The sequence below is a fragment of the Nonomuraea indica genome, assembly GCF_002850745.1.
Taxonomy (GTDB): Bacteria; Actinomycetota; Actinomycetes; order Streptosporangiales; family Streptosporangiaceae; genus Nonomuraea; species Nonomuraea indica.
This window is the reverse complement of record NZ_PJOK01000049.1, coordinates 198,661-215,336: the sequence shown is the minus strand read 5'-3', so window position 1 is coordinate 215,336 and position 16,676 is coordinate 198,661. Positions and strand designations below refer to the sequence as shown.

Sequence of the window (16,676 nt, the reverse complement as noted above, 5' to 3'; positions counted from 1 at the left end):
ATGCGGGCCTACGAGCTGCGCGAGGACCCCCTCCTCGGATGCCGCGTCTGCCCGCTGCCGGTCCGCGGCGACCTGGCCGACCTCGTGACACGGAGCCACCGCGTCGCCTGGCCCACCTGGCTCGACCGGGGGCCGCGGATGCTCCGCCACATGCTCGACCTCTGCCGCCTGCGCACCGCCCGCGGCCTCGCCCTGCTGTCCTGGCTGGCGGTGGGCGAGCCGCCCGGCGACCTCGACTGGTTCTGGACCGCCCGCCGCCTGACCGGGCCGCGCCAGGACCGCATGTACGGCGCGGCGGCCGAGGTGCCCGACCCCGTGCTGGGGCTCGTCCTGGCCAACTGGACATGGGCGCTCGGGAGCTGCCACGCCGGCCGCGTCACCGCCCCCTACCTGGCCGGCACCGCCTACCCCGGCGACGGCTACCAGGCGGCCGACGCCACCATGACCCTCTACCAGACCTACGACCGGCACCCCGAGGCCCGCCCGGCGATCGCGGCCGCCTGGGCGACGGCCCGCGTCGGGGCCGACTGGTGCAAGGCGGCCGACCTGCGCGCCGCCTACGGGGCCGGGACGCCGGTCTTCACCTACCCGCGGGGCCCCAGGCCCGCGGTGGCCGGCGTCCGGCCGTGGATCGAACGCCTCTTCCGCCTGTGATGACTACGCTGCGTGAGTGAAAGGTGTGCGAACTGTAACTGCTGGGAAAGGTGTGCACAGAGTCGCCTTGTGAGGGGGATCCATGCGCACCGTCTCCATGCGCACCGTGAGGGCGGGCGTGGCCGCCTGGCTGGTCCTCGCCCTGTGCTCGCCCGCCCACGCCGATCCCGGCCACCGCGACGGGCCGTCCAAGCACGACGTGCGCGAGGCCCGGCAGACCGCGCGCGAGCGCACCAAGGAGCTCGGCGTGGCCAGCGCCGCGCTCGCCACCGCCGAGTCCCGTCTCGACGACCTCACGGCGGGCGTCGAACGTCTCGTGGAGGCCTACAACGGGGAGCAGGTCCGGCTCGCCCACGCCCAGCGCGCCTACGAGCAGGCCCAGGCCAGGCTCGCCGCGGCCGACACCGAGGTGGAACGGGCACGGCAGGCGGTCTCCGTCGTCGTCGCCGAGACCTACGCCGGCGTCGACCTGCGCCACCCGTACATGCTGATGATGAACGACACCGGCGGCCCCGACGGCTATCTCCACCGCGCCGGCGTGCTGGAGCAGCTCGCCGGCGAACGCATCGGCGTCCTCGACCGCGTGCGCGACGCGCAGGAGGTCTCCGCCATCCTGCGGCGGCAGGCCGCCGACGCCTACGCCGACCACCAGGCGGCAGCCGAACGGGCCCGCCTCGCCAAGATCGCCGCCGAGGAGGCCGTGGCCGGCCAGCAACGCCGCACCCGACTCCTCGAACGCCGGCGCGACGCGCTCGAAGAACGCGTCGACGCCGCGCGCACCAGAGCCCAGCGCCTGGCCCGGGCCCGCGAGGAACGCCGGCAGGCGAGGCTCGAACGGCTGGAGGCGCTCGGCGGCTACAGCCAGGAGGAGCTGACGGCCAAGGGCGCGACCGGTGGCGACGCCGCGGCCAACTGGGCGCTCACCCAGCTCGGCAAGCCGTACGTGTGGGCGGCCGACGGCCCCGGCAGCTACGACTGCTCAGGGCTGACGATGCGCGCCTGGGAACGCGTGGGCGTGCGGCTCGACCACTGGACCGGCACGCAGTGGACCTCGGGCCCGCACGTGCCGCTCGACCAGCTCCGCCGCGGCGACCTCGTCTTCTTCGGGCACATCAGCGACGACCCGGGCACGATCCACCACGTCGGCATCTACGTCGGGGAGGGCATGATGGTGCACGCCCCGCAGACCGGCGACGTGGTGCGGGTCGCCTCGATCCACCGGTCGGACCTGGTGGGCGCCACCAGGCCCGCCGCCTGACCCGTCAGTGGCCGTGGCCGTAACCCTGGTCCTTGGCCCGCTGGAACGACCGCTCGATCTCGGCCTCAGCCTCCATGCGGCCCACCCAGTTGGCGCCCTCGACCGACTTGCCCGGCTCCAGGTCCTTGTAGACCTCGAAGAAGTGCTGGATCTCCAGCCGGTCGAACTCTGCGACGTGGTGGATGTCGCGGATGTGCTCCATCCGCGGGTCCGTGGCGGGGACGCACAGGACCTTGTCGTCGCCGCCCTTCTCGTCGGTCATCCGGAACATGCCGACCGCCCGGCAGGTGATGTAGCAGCCCGGGAACGTCGGCTCCTGCAACAGCACCAGCGCGTCGAGCGGGTCGCCGTCCTCGCCGAGGGTGTTCTCGATGAAGCCGTAGTCGGCGGGGTACTGCGTGGAGGTGAACAGGAGCCGGTCAAGCCTGATCTTCCCGGTCTCATGGTCCACTTCGTACTTGTTCCGTTGTCCCTTGGGAATCTCAACGACAACGTCGAACTCCACCGCGGTTCCTCCGCTCAACCCACCGGGCACCCCCGGCTGGGCGTTAATGTCTCGTAGGCGAACACCAGGAGAGAGGGCAGGCGACGTGGCGCGGCACGAGCGGTGGGTGATGCTGACCACTCTCGCCCTGCTGCAGATCGTCACCATCGTCACCGGCGTCTACCTGGTGAGCGACGACGCGAACCTGAGCGCGTTGACGAGGCAGTCGTCACCGAACGAGCCGGCAGCGTCTCCTGCGGAGCCTCCGTCCGCCCCCGTGGTCACCGCGGGCCCTGTGCTGGCCGGGCTGCCGGCGAGGGCCGGGGGAGGACCTCTCCCGACTAAGGGTACTTTGACGCGGCAACTCACCGTCGCCCTGGGTGACAAAGCGCTCGGAAGCCGGGTCGGCGCGATCGTCCTCAACGCCGCCACCGGCGAACGCCTCTTCGCCGCCGGCGCCGACACCGGCATCACGCCCGCCTCCACCACCAAGGTCGTGACGTCCGTCGCCGCGCTCGCCTCGCTCGGCCCGGACACTCGGCTGGCCACACGGGTCGTGCAGGGCGCCTCACCCGGCGCCGTCGTGCTGGTCGGCGGGGGCGACCCGCTGCTGGCCGGCCCGTCGGCCAGACCCGGCGCCTACCCCAAGCAGGCGTCGCTGGCCACCCTCGCCTCGCGCACCGCCGCCGCGCTGAAGGCCAAGGGCGTCACCAAGGTCACGCTCTCCTACGACGCCTCCCTCTACACCGGATCGCCGATCTGCTCCTGCTGGAAGCCCAACTACGTGCCCGACGGCGAGATCGCGCCGGTGTCCGCCCTGGCGATCGACGAGGGCCGCCGCTACCCCGGCCAGCCCGCGCCGCGCGTCTCCGACCCGCCGCGGTTCGCCGCCGCCGCCTTCGCCCGGCTCCTCGCCCGCCACGGCATCGGGGTGGCCGGGGCCGTCCGGTCGGCCAGGGCCCCTGCCGGGGCCGCCGAGCTGGCCCGCGTCGAGTCGGCGCCCGTGTACGCCCTCGTCGAGCACACGCTGACGCACAGCCACGACGACCTGGCCGAGGCGCTGGCCCGGCAGGTGGCGGTCAAGGAGGGTCAGCCCGCCTCCTTCGACGGCGCCGCCGCCGCGACCCTGAAGGTGCTCGAACGGCTCGGCCTCGCACGCGGCGTCCACCTGCGCGACGGCAGCGGCCTGTCGCCCCACAACCGCATCAGCGCCGACGCGATGGCCCGGGCCATCGCCGCCGCAGGCGACCCCGCCCGCCCCCACCTGCACGCGGTGGCCTCCGGCATGCCCGTCGCCGGCTTCTCCGGCACGCTCGGCAACGGCAGGCGCTTCACGGGCGCCGACAGCAGGGGCCAGGTCGGCCTGGTCCGTGCCAAGACGGGGACGCTCAACAACGTCAACACGCTGGCGGGGCTGGCGACCACCAAGGACGGCCGGCTCGTCACCTTCGCCTTCATGGCCGACCGCGTCCCCCTCAACGCCGAACCCGTCCTCGACCGCCTGGCAGCCATCGTCGCCCGCTCCTGACAACCCGCCCCCACCCCGCCGTCCGGCCGCTCCTCCCTCACCGTCCGGTCGCTTCGCTCCCTCCCTCACCGTCCGGTCGCTTCGCTCCCTCCCTCACCGTCCGGTCGCTTCGCTCCCTCCCTCACCGTCCGGTCGCTTCGCTCCCTCCCTCACCGTCCGGTCGCTTCGCTCCCTCCCTCCTCAGTCCGGAAACCGGCGCTTCTTCGCGTTCTTCCGGCGATCCTGCGGATCGCGGCTCCGTCGCTGGATCCGGTGTCCTCCCTCGTCGTCCGGTCGCTTCGCTCCCTCCCTCCTCAGTCCGGAAACCGGCGCTTCTTCGCGGGGCGGAGGTGGAGCACGTACGGTGGACGGTATGCAGGTGATCGACTGGGATCTGGCCGTCACGACCGGCACGCGCCTGGTGCGCTCCGGTCCTCAGGTGAGCCGGGAGGAGGCCAGGCAGGCCGTCACCGAGCTCCGCACCCTGTCCCGCGAGGCCGAGGGGCATGTGCGGGAGTTCACCAGGATTCACGCCGAGGCGGCTCCCCAACCGGCGACCATCGTCGACCGGCCGGGCTGGATCAGGGCCAACGTCGAGGGATTCCGCGTCGTGCTGGAGCCGCTGACCCAGCGGGTCGGCAACGGCGCCAACCCGCCGCCGCCCATCGTGGCCGCCGTGGGTTCCCGCATCACCGGCGTCGAGGTGGGGGCCGTGCTGGCCTTTCTCGCCTCGCGGGTGCTGGGCCAGTACGAGCTGTTCCTGCCGCCCGACCCGACCGGCCGCGAGGCGACGGGCCGCCTGACGCTCGTCGCCCCCAACATCGTGCACGCCGAGCGCGAGATGAACGTCAACCCGCACGACTTCAGGCTCTGGGTGTGCCTGCACGAGGAGACCCACCGGGTGCAGTTCACCGGGGTGCCGTGGCTGCGCGAGTACATCCGCTCGCAGATGACCGAGTTCCTGCTGGCCTCCGACCTCGACCTCACCACCCTCCTCGAACGGCTGCGCAGCGCCGCCGACACGGTGGCCGAGGTGGTGCGCGGCGGCGACGGCAACCTCATCGACGCCATCCAGACGCCCGGCCAGAAGGCGATCCTCGACCGGCTGACGGCCGTGATGACCCTCGTGGAAGGCCACGGCGACTACGTCATGGACGCCGTCGGGCCGTCGGTGGTGCCCTCGGTGGCCGACATCCGCGCCAAGTTCGCCGCGCGCCGCGAGGGCGGCTCCCGCCTCGACCGCACCGTCCGCCGCCTGCTCGGCATCGAGCTGAAGATGAAGCAGTACGCCGAAGGGTCCGCCTTCGTCCGCACCGTGGTGGGCAAGGTCGGGATGGATGGCTTCAACCGGGTCTGGACCTCGCCGGAGACTCTCCCGACGAGCGCCGAGATCTCCGACCCGGACTCCTGGATCCGCCGCGTGATCGGCTCGCCCGCCCTGCCCGCCGCCGACACTCCCGCCGACCAGAGCTCCACCGGCGAGAGCTCCACCGACGAGGGCCCGACCGGGCAGGGCGCCGCCGGCCCGTCTGCTGCCGAGGAGCCCACCGACCCGGCCTGACCGGCAGGCCTCGCCCGGCACCGGCAGGCCTCGCCCGGCACCGGCAGGCCTCGCCCGGCACCGGCAGGCCTCGCCTGGCACCGGCACGCTGCGTCCGGCACCGGCACGCTGCGTCCGGCGACGACGCGCCGCCCACCGGTGCACGGCGCCACGCCACGGTCCGGCGCGGATCGCCTCTCATCGGCGGACCCGTCACACCCCGCGCCCGCCACGGCCGAGCACCCGGCAGGTCCGGCGGGGCCGGAGGCGGGTGCGGCGGTGGACAATGGGGCCCGTGGGTCCGCATCCAGCCGTAGCCGACGTCCGCAGGGCCGTGCGTGAGGCGCTGGCCGACGTCCCCGAGGGCGGGCTGGTGCTGGCCGCGTGCAGCGGCGGCGCCGACTCGCTCGCCCTGGCGGCCGCCCTGTCGTTCGTCTCCCCCCGCGCCGGCCTGCGGGCCGGCCTGCTGACCGTCGACCACCAGTTGCAGCCCGGCTCGGCCGAGCGGGCCGCCCAGGTGACCGGGGTCGCCGAGACCCTGGGGCTCCGGCCGGCCGAGGTCCTCACCGTCGAGGTGGGCAGGGAGGGCGGCCCCGAGGCGGCGGCCAGGCAAGCCCGCTACGGCGCGCTGTCGGAGGCGGCCGACCGGCTGGGGGCGGCCGCGGTGCTGCTCGGGCACACCAGGGACGACCAGGCCGAGACCGTCCTGCTCGGGCTGGCCAGGGGCAGCGGCCTCAGGTCGCTGTCCGGCATGGCGGCCACGGCCGGCCGCTACCGGCGGCCGTTCCTGGAACTGCCCAGGACGACCACCGTGGCGGCCTGCCGCGCGCTGGGGCTCGCCCCGTGGGACGACCCGCACAACGCCGACCCCCGCTACACCCGGGTCCGCGTCCGCGCCCGGGTGCTGCCCGTCCTGGAGGCGGAGCTGGGCCCGGGGGTGGCCGAGGCGCTCGCCAGGACCGCGCGGCTGGCGCGGGACGACGCCGACGCCCTCGACGCGTGGGCCGACAGGGCGTACCACGATTGCGCTCTTAGCGATATCGCGGGTTCGGTGACGCTGGCCGTGGAGGCGCTGGAGGGCCTGCCCGGCGCCGTGCGGCGGCGGGTGCTGCGGCGGGCGGCCCTCGCGGCGGGGGCGCCGTCGGGCGCGCTGTCGGAGACCCACGTCCGGGCCGTGGAGCGGCTGGTCACGCACTGGCGCGGCCAGAAGGCCGTCGACCTGCCCGGGGGGCTGGCAGCCGTGAGGCGGTATGGCACCCTGATAGTCGCCATCAGTCCCATCCCGTAAGGAACCACACGTGGACGCTGCCGACATGGGCAAGGACCTCGAGAAGGTCCTCATTCCAGAGGACGAGCTCCAGGCCAAGATCCGAGAGCTCGCCGGGCGGATCGACGAGGATTACGCGGGCAAGGACGTGCTGCTCGTGGGCGTGTTGAAGGGCGCGGTCATGGTGATGGCCGACCTGGCCAGGGCGCTGCGCGTGCCCGTCCAGATGGACTGGATGGCGGTGTCCTCCTACGGCGCGGGCACGAAGTCGTCCGGTGTCGTGCGGGTGCTGAAGGACCTCGACACCGACATCATGGGCCGCCACGTGCTGATCGTGGAGGACATCATCGACTCCGGCCTGACCCTCCACTGGCTGCTGGAGAACCTCAAGTCGCGCGACCCCGCCTCGCTGGAGATCTGCACCGCGCTGCGCAAGCCCGACGCGGTGAAGGTGCCGATCGACGTCAAGTACGTGGGTTTCGACATTCCCAACGAGTTCGTCATCGGATATGGCCTCGACTACGCCGAGCGCTTCCGCAACTTGCCTTTCATCGGCACCCTGGCGCCCCACGTCTATAAGTAGCAATCTCGACAGGGGCCGGGAACACCGTGCAACCTGACGTACGTTGGTAGGGCAAGACCGGTTTGGCGCGCGGTCCCTCCGCGCGCCGTGCCGGTGTACCTTCTGACTTCTGAAGGGTGACCCCGCGTCCTCTTCGGGTAGTCAGAAGTCGCGGCGCCGGATGCCGCGGCCCCGGGCCGCACCGGGGTTCAAGGCCATGGTCAGGAAGGGACGGGCCCGCAAGGGGTTCCGCATCGGATGGATCTCAAGCGATTTACACGTGGGCCACTGCTGTGGATCCTGGGCATCGTCGTGCTGCTCCTGCTCGTCACTCAGCTCTGGAGCGGCGGGGGCAATTACAAGCAGGCCGACACGTCCACGGTTCTTCAGCAGATTCGTGCCGGAAACGTCAGCAATGCGAAGATTATCGACAAGGACCAGCGGATCGAGCTCTCGCTCCACAAGGCGATCGCGGTCCGGCAGGGCGACACCCCCACCAAGACGATCCAGGCCGACTGGGTCACCGGCTACGGCACCAAGCTGACCGACGAGCTGCAGGCTCAGGTCGACGCGAAGAAGACCACGAGCTACACCATCGAGGTCCCCACGGAGAACTTCCTGGTCAGCCTCCTGGTGAGCTTCCTGCCGTTCGTCATCATCGTGCTGATCTTCCTGTTCATCATGAACCAGATGCAGGGCGGCGGCTCGCGGGTGATGAGCTTCGGCAAGTCCAAGGCCAAGCTGATCACCAAGGACACTCCCAAGACCACCTTCGCCGACGTCGCGGGGGCCGACGAGGCCATCGAGGAGCTCCAGGAGATCAAGGAGTTCCTGCAGGCGCCGGCCAAGTTCCAGGCGATCGGCGCCAAGATCCCCAAGGGCGTGCTGCTCTACGGCCCGCCCGGCACCGGCAAGACCCTGCTGGCCCGCGCGGTCGCGGGTGAGGCCGGGGTGCCCTTCTACTCGATCTCCGGCTCCGACTTCGTCGAGATGTTCGTCGGCGTCGGCGCCTCCCGCGTGCGCGACCTGTTCGAGCAGGCGAAGGCCAACGCCCCGGCGATCATCTTCATCGACGAGATCGACGCCGTCGGCCGCCACCGCGGCGCCGGCCTGGGCGGCGGTCACGACGAGCGCGAGCAGACCCTCAACCAGCTGCTCGTCGAGATGGACGGCTTCGACGTCAAGGGCGGCGTGATCCTCATCGCCGCCACCAACCGGCCCGACATCCTCGACCCGGCGCTGCTGCGTCCCGGCCGCTTCGACCGGCAGGTCACCGTCGACCGTCCCGACCTGGAGGGCCGCAAGGGCATCCTGCGGGTGCACGGCCGCGGCAAGCCGTTCGCGCCCGACGTCGACCTCGACGTCATCGCGCGCCGCACGCCCGGCTTCACCGGCGCCGACCTGGCCAACGTGGTCAACGAGGCCGCGCTGCTCACGGCGCGGGCCGACCAGAAGCTGATCACGATGGAAGTCCTCGAGGAGTCGATCGACCGCGTCATGGCGGGCCCCGAGCGCAAGTCGCGGGTCATGTCCGACAAGGAAAAGAAGATGATCGCCTACCACGAGGGCGGTCACGCGCTGGTGGCGCACGCGCTGCCCAACTCCGACCCGGTTCACAAGATCACGATCCTCTCCCGCGGCCGCGCCCTCGGTTACACGATGACGCTGCCGATGGAGGACAAGTTCCTGGCCACCCGGTCGGAGATGATGGACCAGCTCGCGATGCTGCTCGGCGGCCGCGCGGCGGAGGAGCTCGTCTTCCACGAGCCCACCACCGGCGCCTCCAACGACATCGAGAAGGCCACGGCCGTCGCCCGCCGCATGGTGACCGAATACGGCATGAGCGAGCAGCTCGGCGCCCGCAAGTTCGGCACCGGCCAGGCCGAGGTCTTCCTGGGCCGCGAGATGGGCCACGAGCGCGACTACTCCGAGAAGATCGCCTCGACGATCGACGAAGAGGTCCGCCGCATGATCGAGACGGCGCACGACCAGGCGTGGGACATCCTGGTCCAGTACCGCGACGTGCTCGACAACCTGGTGCTGGAGCTCATGGAGAAGGAGACCCTGTCCCGCGAGCAGGTGCTCCAGATCTTCGCACCTGTCGTGGTCAAGGAGCACCGCCCGTCCTACGCGGGCTACGGCAAGCGCCTGCCCTCCGACCGTCCGCCCATCCTGACCCCGAAGGAGAAGCAGTCCGCCAACGGCTCGCTCACCACGGGCCAGCAGGGGGCGCTCTCCGCCGGAGACGGTGCGTGAGGCAGCACCAGCACGAGGACACAGAGTGACACAGCACGACGTAGACCTGGGCCGGATCGAGAAGGCCGTCCGCGAGATCCTCTACGCCATCGGCGAGGACCCCGACCGTGACGGCCTCCTCGACACCCCGGCCCGGGTCGCCCGGGCCTACGCCGAGCAGTTCTCCGGCCTCGGCCAGACGCCCGAAGACGTGCTCACCAAGGTCTTCGACGTCGACCACGACGAGATGGTGCTCGTCAAGGACATCGAGGTCTACTCGACCTGCGAGCACCACCTGGTCCCGTTCCACGGTTTCGCCCACGTGGGCTACATCCCCAACGACCGCGGCCAGGTGACGGGCCTGTCCAAGCTGGCCCGCCTGGTCGACGTGTTCGCCCGTCGCCCGCAGGTCCAGGAACGGATGACGTCGCAGATCGCCGACGCCCTGATGCGCGTGCTGGAGCCGCGCGGGGCGATCGTGGTGGTGGAGTGCGAGCACCTGTGCATGACCATGCGCGGGGTCCGCAAGCCGGGTGCCAAGACCGTCACCTCGGCCGTCCGGGGCGACTTCCGCACCAGCGAGAAGACTCGCTCCGAGGCGATGGCCCTCATCCTCGGCCGCCTCTGACCGGCGTCACCCCTCTTCCACCCCCATCCTGTACGGCACGGCCAGGCGGCCCGCCACCCGCCGTACGTGGCTGAGTGCCTCCAGGAGGATGCCCGCCGACCGGGTGACGGTGGCCCCGTGGCGCCGCCTGCCGAGCCCCTTCTTCGCTGCTCCTCAGCAGGGTTCCGGCAGGCGGATCGAGGCCCGGTTCACGCAGCGCCCGGTCGCGAGCCGCCCGACCCCGGCCCGCACCGGGCCGGTCGCGGGCTCGCAAACAGACCGCCCGGAATCCCCCCGAACCCCCGCCCCGCGGCGACATCGGCGTGCCGGTGGGTAGTGATGGGCTTGCCGGAAGGGGAGTAAAAAGGCGTCCAAGAGGAGAGGACCGGCGGCAAGCGCGGTCGCGTGGGATTCGTTATGCACAATGGGGGACCCATGACATCAACAGGTATGGGCAAGCGCCTAGGCTTGGCCCATGACTAGCGTGCCGGGTCTGTCCGCCGAGAAGCGGTGCCTCGTCATGGGCGTGGTCAACGTGACGCCCGACTCGTTCTCCGACGGCGGGCTGTGGTTCGACGAGCGGGCCGCCATCGAGCATGGCCTGGAGCTGGTCGAGCAGGGAGCCGACCTGGTCGACGTGGGCGGCGAGTCCACCCGGCCGGGCGCCGCACGGGTGTCGCGGGAGGAGGAGCTGGCCCGCGTGGTGCCGGTGATCCGGGCGCTCAGCGCGGAGGGCGTGGCGGTCAGCGTCGACACGATGCGGGCCGAGGTCGCCAGGGCCGCCGTCGAGGCCGGGGCGCGGCTGGTCAACGACGTGAGCGGCGGCCTGGCCGACCCCGAGATGCCGCGCGTGGTCGCCGCCACCGGCGTCCCCTACGTCGTGATGCACTGGCGCGGTCACAGCCATGACATGCAGAGCCGTGCCGTCTACGCCGACGTGGTGACCGAGGTGCGCGAGGAGCTGGCCAAGCGGGTCGATCTGGTGCTGGCCGAGGGTGTGGCCGAGGAGCAGATCGTGCTCGACCCGGGCCTGGGCTTCGCCAAGAACGCCGAGCACAACTGGGCGCTGCTGGCCGGCATGCCACAGCTGGCCGAGCTGGGCTATCCGCTGCTCATCGGGGCCTCGCGCAAGAGGTTCCTGGGGCGGCTGCTGGCCGGCGCCGACGGCGCCCCCCGCCCGTTCGACCAGTGCGACGACGCGACCCTGGCGGTCACCGCGCTGGCGGCGAGGGAGGGCGCGTGGTGCGTCAGGGTTCACCAGGTCGGTCCCAGCGCCGACGCCGTACGCGTGGCCGCCGCATGGAAGAGAGCCGGAGCCGATACATGAGCGTCGACACTGCCGCCATCGAGACGGTCAACCAGGACTTCTACACCGCGATCGAGGCCGGCGACCTCGACCGGATGACGGAGATCTGGGCCGAGGACACCGCCGAGGAGCGGGTGACCTGCGTCCATCCGGGCTGGACCCTGCTGGCCGGCCGGTCCGAGGTGCTGCGCTCGTGGGCGCTCATCATGGCCAACACCACCTACATCCAGTTCGTGCTGACCGACGTCAACACGACGGTCCTCGGCGACGTGGCGGTGCTCACCTGCGTCGAGAACATCCTCACCGCCGGGGAGGAGGGCGAGGCCAGCTTCGCCGCCGGCAAGGTGGTGGCCAGCAACGTCTACGTGCGCACGCCGCAGGGCTGGCGCCTGTGGATGCACCACGGCTCCCCGGTGTTGCAGGGCGACGAGGACGAGGAGGAGGACGGCGAGCTTGAGCGCTGACCGCATCGCGCTGAAGGGGTTGCGGGCCCGTGGCCGGCACGGTGTGCTGCCTGCCGAGCGCGAGCTGGGGCAGGAGTTCGTGGTGGACGCCACGCTGTTCCTCGACACCGCGCCCGCCGCGGCGACCGACGATCTGACCCGGACGGTCCACTACGGCGAGCTGGCCGAGGCGCTGGTCAAGGTCGTGGAGGGCGAGCCCGTCCAGCTGGTCGAGACGCTCGCGCAGCGGCTGGCCGACGTGTGCCTGGCCTACGAGCCGGTGCTCGCGGTGGAGGTGAGCGTGCACAAGCCGGCCGCCCCGATTCCCCTGCCGTTCGACGATGTGATCGTGACGATCGAGCGGAGCCGCCCATGAAATGCGTCCTTTCTCTCGGCAGCAACCTCGGCCGGCGTTTCGAGACGCTGCAGGGAGCCATCGACACGCTGTTCGACGCGCCCGGTCTGGAGTTCGTGGCGGTGTCGCCCGTCTACGAGACCGCCCCGGTGGGCGGGCCCGGTGGCCAGCGTCCCTACCTCAACGCGATCGTCATCGTCGAGACCAGCCTGCCGCCCCGCACCTTGCTGGAGCGGGCGCAGAGCGTCGAGAACGCCTTCGGCCGCGAGCGTCTGGAGCGCTGGGGCCCGCGCACGCTCGACGTCGATCTGATCATGGTGGGTGACGTGGTCTGCGACGACCCCGATCTGACGCTGCCGCACCCGCGGGCGCACGAGCGGGCCTTCGTGCTGGTGCCCTGGGCGGAGGCCGACCCCGAAGGCCGGCTGCCCGGACACGGTCCGATCAGCGAGCTGCTGGCCGGCCTCGACCAGCAGGGCGTGTCGCTGCGCGGCGACCTCAAGCTGCAGAGGCCCGATTGAGGGCCACTCGTCCCGGCGTGCTCGTCGGCATCGTCCTCGTCGTGACGCTCGTCACGTGGATCCTGGTCAGGCAGTTCTACTCGGAGCTGCCCATCATGCCGTGGACCGCCATCCCCACGGCGTTGCTGCTGGCCATCGGCGAGGCCTACAGCGCGTGGGCGACCAAGGCGCGCATCGACCGCAGGCCCGGCACCAAGCCGGTCGAGCCGTTGGCGGTGGCGCGTCTCGCGGCGCTGGCCAAGGCGTCGGCCTACGCGGGGGCGGGGCTCGGCGGCGTCTTCGCCGGCTTCGCCCTGCACACGGTGCAGCTGTTCACGCGGGAGACGCCGCGCACGGAGTTCTTCGTCGCGACGGGCTCGTTCCTGGCGTTCGTGGCGCTCGTCTGCGCGGCCCTGTGGCTGGAGAACTCCTGCCGCATCCCGAAGGACCCGGAGGATCAGAGCCCGAGATAGCGCGCCACGGCACGCTCGACCTCCGCGATCTCGTCCCGCCCGAGGTAGTGGACGGGTTCCCCGCGGACGAACGAGGTGTCGACGGTGCGGATCTGGTCGGCCAGGAACCGCGTCCGTTGTCCGCCGAACTCCACCTCCGGCCGGAAGACCGAGGGCTGCGCGCTGGTGGAGCCGGGGACGATGGTGACGACCGTTCAGGACATGTCGGTAGGGCTGAGCACCAGGCCAAGACGCCGCCCGCGCTGCTCGTGCCCTCGCTCGGCGTCGCCGAGGTCCACCCGGTAGACCGCGCCCCGGATCACCAGGCGTCCGCTTCGTCCGACAGGTCTTCCGTCGCCAGGCGCCGGGCGTCGGCATGCGCCTGCTTGAGCCAGATCTCCCGCTCCAGCAGGCGGAGAGCGCGCCGGATCACGTCGCTGGTCCGCTCGCCCTCCTCCATGGCGGCCCTGATGATTCTCTCGTCCTCGGGCGTCGCCCGGAAGCCGATGTTCGCCATGCTTCCCCGGGATAGGACGTTGTTCAACGTTTGTCGTGCGCTTGTTCGGCACGTGGGCGGCGGCGGCCGAAGAGGTAGATGACCGGCAGGGTGCAGACCAGCGGGCCCAGGACGGCGATCGGGCGTTCCAGCCACCACCACAGGTCGGGCGGCACCTTCTGGCCCAGCGAGCCGAACAGCCACCAGGAGATCCCGAGCGCGATCGCCATCCCGGTGGTGTGGAAGAGGTAGAGCGGGAGCGCGAACCGGTTGATCGTCTCGTTGACACGCCGCCAGCCGGGCTTGTCCAGCAGGCGCTCCATCGCCGGCCGCAGCACCTCGACGATGCCGATCTGGAAGATCAGCAGGGCCACGATGACGAACGTCGGCGGCGCCATGTTCGACCACTTGTCGCCCGGCACGCCCACCATGGACCCGGGGTAGATGCCCGAGTACACCAGCCCGAACAGGGCGAACAGCCCCGTCCAGAGCACGCCGACGTCGTAGCGGCGGGGGAGCGCGACGATCCGCTCGTAGAAGAACCCGGCCTGGTGGGCGAGGCCCCAGACGACGACCATGTTCAGCCAGCCCACCCAGCCGACGCCGTACCGGAACCGCACGACGTCGACCACCAGCGCGGCGCCGCCGAGCCAGACGAGGGCCAGCACGTCGTAGCGGCGGTGCAGCCACAGCGCGACCGGCAGCAGGGCGATGAGCACGATGTAGACGCCGAGGAACCACAGCGGGCTGAGCACGAGCAGCACCACCCGCCACATCCAGTCGATCGGGACCGCCCAGGTCACGATCGCGCCGGCGGCGGCCCAGACGCCCGCCAGGGCGAGCGCGGGGACGGCCAGCGCGCGGATGCGCCGCCAGACGAACGCCCCGATGCCGGTCCCGCGTGCCCCGGCGCGGCGCCAGGAGAGCAGGTGCACGTGCCCGCCGACGTAGAAGAAGAGCGGCAGCACCTGCAGCAGCCAGGTGAGGATCCACAGGCCCGAGGTGAAGCCGAGCGGGCTCGTCGGCTCCGGGCCCCCGGGCCCCCACTCCAGGATGGTGAACGCCCAGTGCCAGACCACGACGACGATGAGGCTGAGCGCGCGTAACCAGTCGACGTACTTGTCGCGCGGCGCCACGGCGGCGCCCGGGGGCTGCTCTCGGGTGGTCACTTGTCGATGTCGCCCACGACGAAGAACATCGAGCCGAGGATGGCCACCATGTCGGCGACGAGGTGGCCGGGCAGCATCTCCCGCAGCACCTGGATGTTGCCGAACGAGGCGGAGCGGAGCTTGAGCCGCCAGGGCGTCTTGTCGCCCTTGGAGACGAGGTAGTAGCCGTTGATGCCGAGGGGGTTCTCGGTCCAGGCGTAGGTGTGGCCCTCGGGCACTTTCAGCACCTTGGGCAGGCGCTGGTTGATCGGGCCGGGCGGCAGCGAGCGCAGCCGGTCGACGCACGCGTCGGCCAGGTCGAGGGCGACCTTGAGCTGCTCGAGCAGCACCTCGAAGCGGGCGTGACAGTCGCCGGCGTCACGGGTGACGACCTTCACGGGCAGCTCGGGGTAGGCGAGGTACGGCTCGTCGCGGCGCAGGTCGATGTCCACGCCGGAGGCGCGGGCGATGGGCCCGCTGACGCCGTACTGCATGATCTGCTCGCGGCTCAGGACGCCGACGCCCCGGGTGCGGGCGAGGAAGATCTCGTTGTGCAGGATGAGGTCCTCGATGTCGGGGACGCGGCGGCGCGTCTCGGCGACCGCCTCCGACACGCGGTCGAGCCACCCGGACGGGAGCTCCTCCTTCAGCCCGCCGACGCGGTTGAACATGTAGTGCATGCGGCCGCCGGAGATCTCCTCCATGACGGCCTGGATGCGTTCGCGCTCGTTGAAGGCGTAGAAGACCGGAGTGATCGCGCCCAGTTCCAGCGGGTAGGAGCCGAGGAACATCAGGTGGCTGAGCACCCGGTTGAGCTCGGCCAGCAGCGTGCGCGACCAGACGGCGCGGACCGGCGGCTCCATGCCGAGCATCCGTTCGGCGGCGATCACCACGCCGAGCTCGTTGGCGAAGCCGGACAGCCAGTCGTGCCGGTTGGCCAGCATGATGATCTGCCGGTAGTCGCGCACCTCGAACAGCTTCTCGGCGCCCCGGTGCATGTAGCCGATGATCGGTTCGGCGGCGGTGATGCGCTCGCCGTCGAGGGTGAGCCGCAGCCGGAGCACGCCGTGGGTGGACGGGTGCTGCGGGCCGATGTTGAGGATCATGTCCTCGGTCGCCAGCTCCTTGGCGCCCGCGCCGATGCCGACCACGCGTTCCGTCATAGAGCCATGCTGCCACCGGTCAACAGGGCGATCCAGCGCGGGGGAGGGTCAAGGAACGGTATGGACGCGCTTCCCGGATCCCGGCAGGGGGACATATACCAGGAAACGGGGGGAGAAACCACCATGAAGAGGTTTGTGTTCGACGTCGCCGCGCTCGTCGCGCGCGTGACGCTCGGCGTGATCCTCGTGGCGCACGGCTGGCAGAAGTGGCAGAGCGGTCTGGAAGCCACGACGCAGCAGTTCACCCAGACCGGGGTGCCGCTACCCGAGGTCGCCGCCGCGTTCACGATCGCCGCCGAGGTGATCGGCGGCATCCTGCTGATCATCGGTTTCCTGGTACGGCTCGCGGCGCTCGCCTGGTTCGTCGTGGGGCTCGGCGCCATCGCCTTCGTCCACGCCCCGAACGGCATGTTCGTCAACGAGGGCGGCTGGGAGTTCGCCGCCGGGCTGGCCGCGCTCTGCCTCATGCTCGTGGGAGCGGGCGGTGGCCGGATCGGGATCGACGGGATCATCCACGGCGCCTGGTCGCGCAAGAGGGAACGGCGCCGCCTGGACAGGGAGGGCGTCCCGGCGGGCGGGGGCGGCGGTGTGCCGCCGCAGGGCACCGCCCCACGGGGTGACCTGACCCGCGAGGACATGAACGCCATCGACTCGATGTTCACCGACGACCCCACCAAGCGCAGGCCACCCAACCGCTGA

General features: G+C 71.5%; 20 protein-coding genes. 14 read left to right on the top strand and 6 right to left on the bottom strand.

Annotation, left to right across the window (positions count from 1 at the left end; all coding sequences use genetic code 11):
• Window positions 1-654 carry a hypothetical protein gene (locus CXR44_RS35950; protein WP_101790598.1) on the top strand — a complete coding sequence of 218 codons (654 nt, stop codon included), beginning with the start codon at window positions 1-3 and terminating at the stop codon, window positions 652-654.
• Between the two features lie 82 nt (window positions 655-736).
• Window positions 737-1,912 carry a C40 family peptidase gene (locus CXR44_RS35945; RefSeq protein ID WP_245899849.1) on the top strand — a complete coding sequence of 392 codons (1,176 nt, stop codon included), beginning with the start codon at window positions 737-739 and terminating at the stop codon, window positions 1,910-1,912.
• 4 nt (window positions 1,913-1,916) lie between these two features.
• Here the strand turns inward: CXR44_RS35945 and CXR44_RS35940 are convergent, their stop codons facing one another.
• Window positions 1,917-2,417 carry an inorganic diphosphatase gene (locus CXR44_RS35940; protein ID WP_101790597.1) on the bottom strand — a complete coding sequence of 167 codons (501 nt, stop codon included), beginning with the start codon at window positions 2,415-2,417 and terminating at the stop codon, window positions 1,917-1,919.
• 85 nt (window positions 2,418-2,502) lie between these two features.
• On the opposite strand from CXR44_RS35940, the gene dacB reads away from it, so the two are divergent.
• The 11 genes from dacB to CXR44_RS35885 all read left to right on the top strand — a co-directional run bounded on the left by dacB (window position 2,503) and on the right by CXR44_RS35885 (window position 13,191).
• Entirely contained in the window at window positions 2,503-3,924 is a 1,422-nt protein-coding gene (gene dacB, locus CXR44_RS35935; protein ID WP_101790596.1) for a D-alanyl-D-alanine carboxypeptidase/D-alanyl-D-alanine endopeptidase, read from the top strand.
• A gap of 352 nt (window positions 3,925-4,276) precedes the next feature.
• Window positions 4,277-5,464 (top strand): zinc-dependent metalloprotease, encoded by a 1,188-nt coding sequence (locus tag CXR44_RS35930; RefSeq protein ID WP_180903873.1) that lies wholly within the window; start codon window positions 4,277-4,279, stop codon window positions 5,462-5,464.
• 265 nt (window positions 5,465-5,729) lie between these two features.
• Window positions 5,730-6,731, top strand: coding sequence for a tRNA lysidine(34) synthetase TilS (tilS, locus tag CXR44_RS35925; RefSeq protein ID WP_101790595.1), 1,002 nt, complete (start codon window positions 5,730-5,732; stop codon window positions 6,729-6,731).
• Between the two features lie 10 nt (window positions 6,732-6,741).
• Entirely contained in the window at window positions 6,742-7,293 is a 552-nt protein-coding gene (hpt, locus tag CXR44_RS35920) for a hypoxanthine phosphoribosyltransferase (RefSeq protein WP_101790594.1), read from the top strand.
• 237 nt (window positions 7,294-7,530) lie between these two features.
• Complete coding sequence (gene ftsH / locus CXR44_RS35915; protein WP_101790593.1) at window positions 7,531-9,528, top strand: ATP-dependent zinc metalloprotease FtsH; 1,998 nt, start codon at window positions 7,531-7,533, stop codon at window positions 9,526-9,528.
• On the top strand, window positions 9,521-10,135 hold the full coding sequence (gene folE / locus CXR44_RS35910; protein WP_101790592.1) for a GTP cyclohydrolase I FolE: 615 nt from the start codon (window positions 9,521-9,523) through the stop codon (window positions 10,133-10,135). Before ftsH ends, folE begins: the two co-directional genes overlap by 8 nt.
• 454 nt (window positions 10,136-10,589) lie before the next feature.
• Window positions 10,590-11,441 carry a dihydropteroate synthase gene (folP, locus tag CXR44_RS35905; protein ID WP_101790591.1) on the top strand — a complete coding sequence of 284 codons (852 nt, stop codon included), beginning with the start codon at window positions 10,590-10,592 and terminating at the stop codon, window positions 11,439-11,441.
• Window positions 11,438-11,884 carry a nuclear transport factor 2 family protein gene (locus CXR44_RS35900; protein WP_101790590.1) on the top strand — a complete coding sequence of 149 codons (447 nt, stop codon included), beginning with the start codon at window positions 11,438-11,440 and terminating at the stop codon, window positions 11,882-11,884. Before folP ends, CXR44_RS35900 begins: the two co-directional genes overlap by 4 nt.
• Window positions 11,874-12,239 (top strand): dihydroneopterin aldolase, encoded by a 366-nt coding sequence (gene folB, locus CXR44_RS35895; protein ID WP_101790589.1) that lies wholly within the window; start codon window positions 11,874-11,876, stop codon window positions 12,237-12,239. Before CXR44_RS35900 ends, folB begins: the two co-directional genes overlap by 11 nt.
• Complete coding sequence (gene folK / locus CXR44_RS35890; RefSeq protein ID WP_101790588.1) at window positions 12,236-12,739, top strand: 2-amino-4-hydroxy-6-hydroxymethyldihydropteridine diphosphokinase; 504 nt, start codon at window positions 12,236-12,238, stop codon at window positions 12,737-12,739. The genes folB and folK overlap by 4 nt, the downstream gene beginning before the upstream one ends.
• Window positions 12,736-13,191, top strand: coding sequence for a DUF3180 domain-containing protein (locus CXR44_RS35885; protein ID WP_101790587.1), 456 nt, complete (start codon window positions 12,736-12,738; stop codon window positions 13,189-13,191). Before folK ends, CXR44_RS35885 begins: the two co-directional genes overlap by 4 nt.
• Here the strand turns inward: CXR44_RS35885 and CXR44_RS41875 are convergent.
• The 5 genes from CXR44_RS41875 to CXR44_RS35865 are packed head-to-tail and all read right to left on the bottom strand — an operon-like array spanning window position 13,176 to window position 15,977.
• A complete protein-coding gene (locus CXR44_RS41875) occupies window positions 13,176-13,325 on the bottom strand; it encodes a hypothetical protein (protein ID WP_281260322.1) in 150 nt (49 codons plus the stop codon). The two genes, CXR44_RS35885 and CXR44_RS41875, sit on opposite strands and share 16 nt — an antisense overlap.
• A gap of 60 nt (window positions 13,326-13,385) precedes the next feature.
• Window positions 13,386-13,493 (bottom strand): type II toxin-antitoxin system PemK/MazF family toxin, encoded by a 108-nt coding sequence (locus CXR44_RS41870; RefSeq protein ID WP_281260321.1) that lies wholly within the window; start codon window positions 13,491-13,493, stop codon window positions 13,386-13,388.
• Window positions 13,490-13,687, bottom strand: a complete 198-nt coding sequence (locus CXR44_RS35875; protein WP_101790586.1) for a hypothetical protein — start codon at window positions 13,685-13,687, stop codon at window positions 13,490-13,492. The genes CXR44_RS41870 and CXR44_RS35875 overlap by 4 nt, the downstream gene beginning before the upstream one ends.
• Before the next feature lie 23 nt (window positions 13,688-13,710).
• The gene (locus CXR44_RS35870; protein ID WP_101790585.1) at window positions 13,711-14,835 is read right to left on the bottom strand and encodes an acyltransferase family protein; all 1,125 of its coding nucleotides are present in this window, start codon (window positions 14,833-14,835) and stop codon (window positions 13,711-13,713) included.
• Complete coding sequence (locus CXR44_RS35865; protein ID WP_101790584.1) at window positions 14,832-15,977, bottom strand: NADH-quinone oxidoreductase subunit D; 1,146 nt, start codon at window positions 15,975-15,977, stop codon at window positions 14,832-14,834. The genes CXR44_RS35870 and CXR44_RS35865 overlap by 4 nt, the downstream gene beginning before the upstream one ends.
• 123 nt (window positions 15,978-16,100) lie before the next feature.
• Between CXR44_RS35865 and CXR44_RS35860 the strand changes: the two genes are divergently transcribed.
• Complete coding sequence (locus tag CXR44_RS35860) at window positions 16,101-16,676, top strand: DoxX family protein (RefSeq protein WP_101790583.1); 576 nt, start codon at window positions 16,101-16,103, stop codon at window positions 16,674-16,676.

Bases quoted from the DNA above. Each gene is read 5' to 3' on its own strand.
- CXR44_RS35950 (WP_101790598.1), top strand. From the start codon at position 1: ATGCGGGCCTACGAGCTGCGCGAGGACCCCCTCCTCGGATGCCGCGTC.
- CXR44_RS35945 (WP_245899849.1), top strand. From the start codon at position 737: ATGCGCACCGTCTCCATGCGCACCGTGAGGGCGGGCGTGGCCGCCTGG.
- CXR44_RS35930 (WP_180903873.1), top strand. From the start codon at position 4,277: ATGCAGGTGATCGACTGGGATCTGGCCGTCACGACCGGCACGCGCCTG.
- tilS (WP_101790595.1), top strand. From the start codon at position 5,730: ATGGGGCCCGTGGGTCCGCATCCAGCCGTAGCCGACGTCCGCAGGGCC.
- ftsH (WP_101790593.1), top strand. From the start codon at position 7,531: ATGGATCTCAAGCGATTTACACGTGGGCCACTGCTGTGGATCCTGGGC.
- folP (WP_101790591.1), top strand. From the start codon at position 10,590: ATGACTAGCGTGCCGGGTCTGTCCGCCGAGAAGCGGTGCCTCGTCATG.
- CXR44_RS35900 (WP_101790590.1), top strand. From the start codon at position 11,438: ATGAGCGTCGACACTGCCGCCATCGAGACGGTCAACCAGGACTTCTAC.
- folK (WP_101790588.1), top strand. From the start codon at position 12,236: ATGAAATGCGTCCTTTCTCTCGGCAGCAACCTCGGCCGGCGTTTCGAG.
- CXR44_RS35875 (WP_101790586.1), bottom strand. From the start codon at position 13,687: ATGGCGAACATCGGCTTCCGGGCGACGCCCGAGGACGAGAGAATCATC.
- CXR44_RS35865 (WP_101790584.1), bottom strand. From the start codon at position 15,977: ATGACGGAACGCGTGGTCGGCATCGGCGCGGGCGCCAAGGAGCTGGCG.
- CXR44_RS35860 (WP_101790583.1), top strand. From the start codon at position 16,101: ATGAAGAGGTTTGTGTTCGACGTCGCCGCGCTCGTCGCGCGCGTGACG.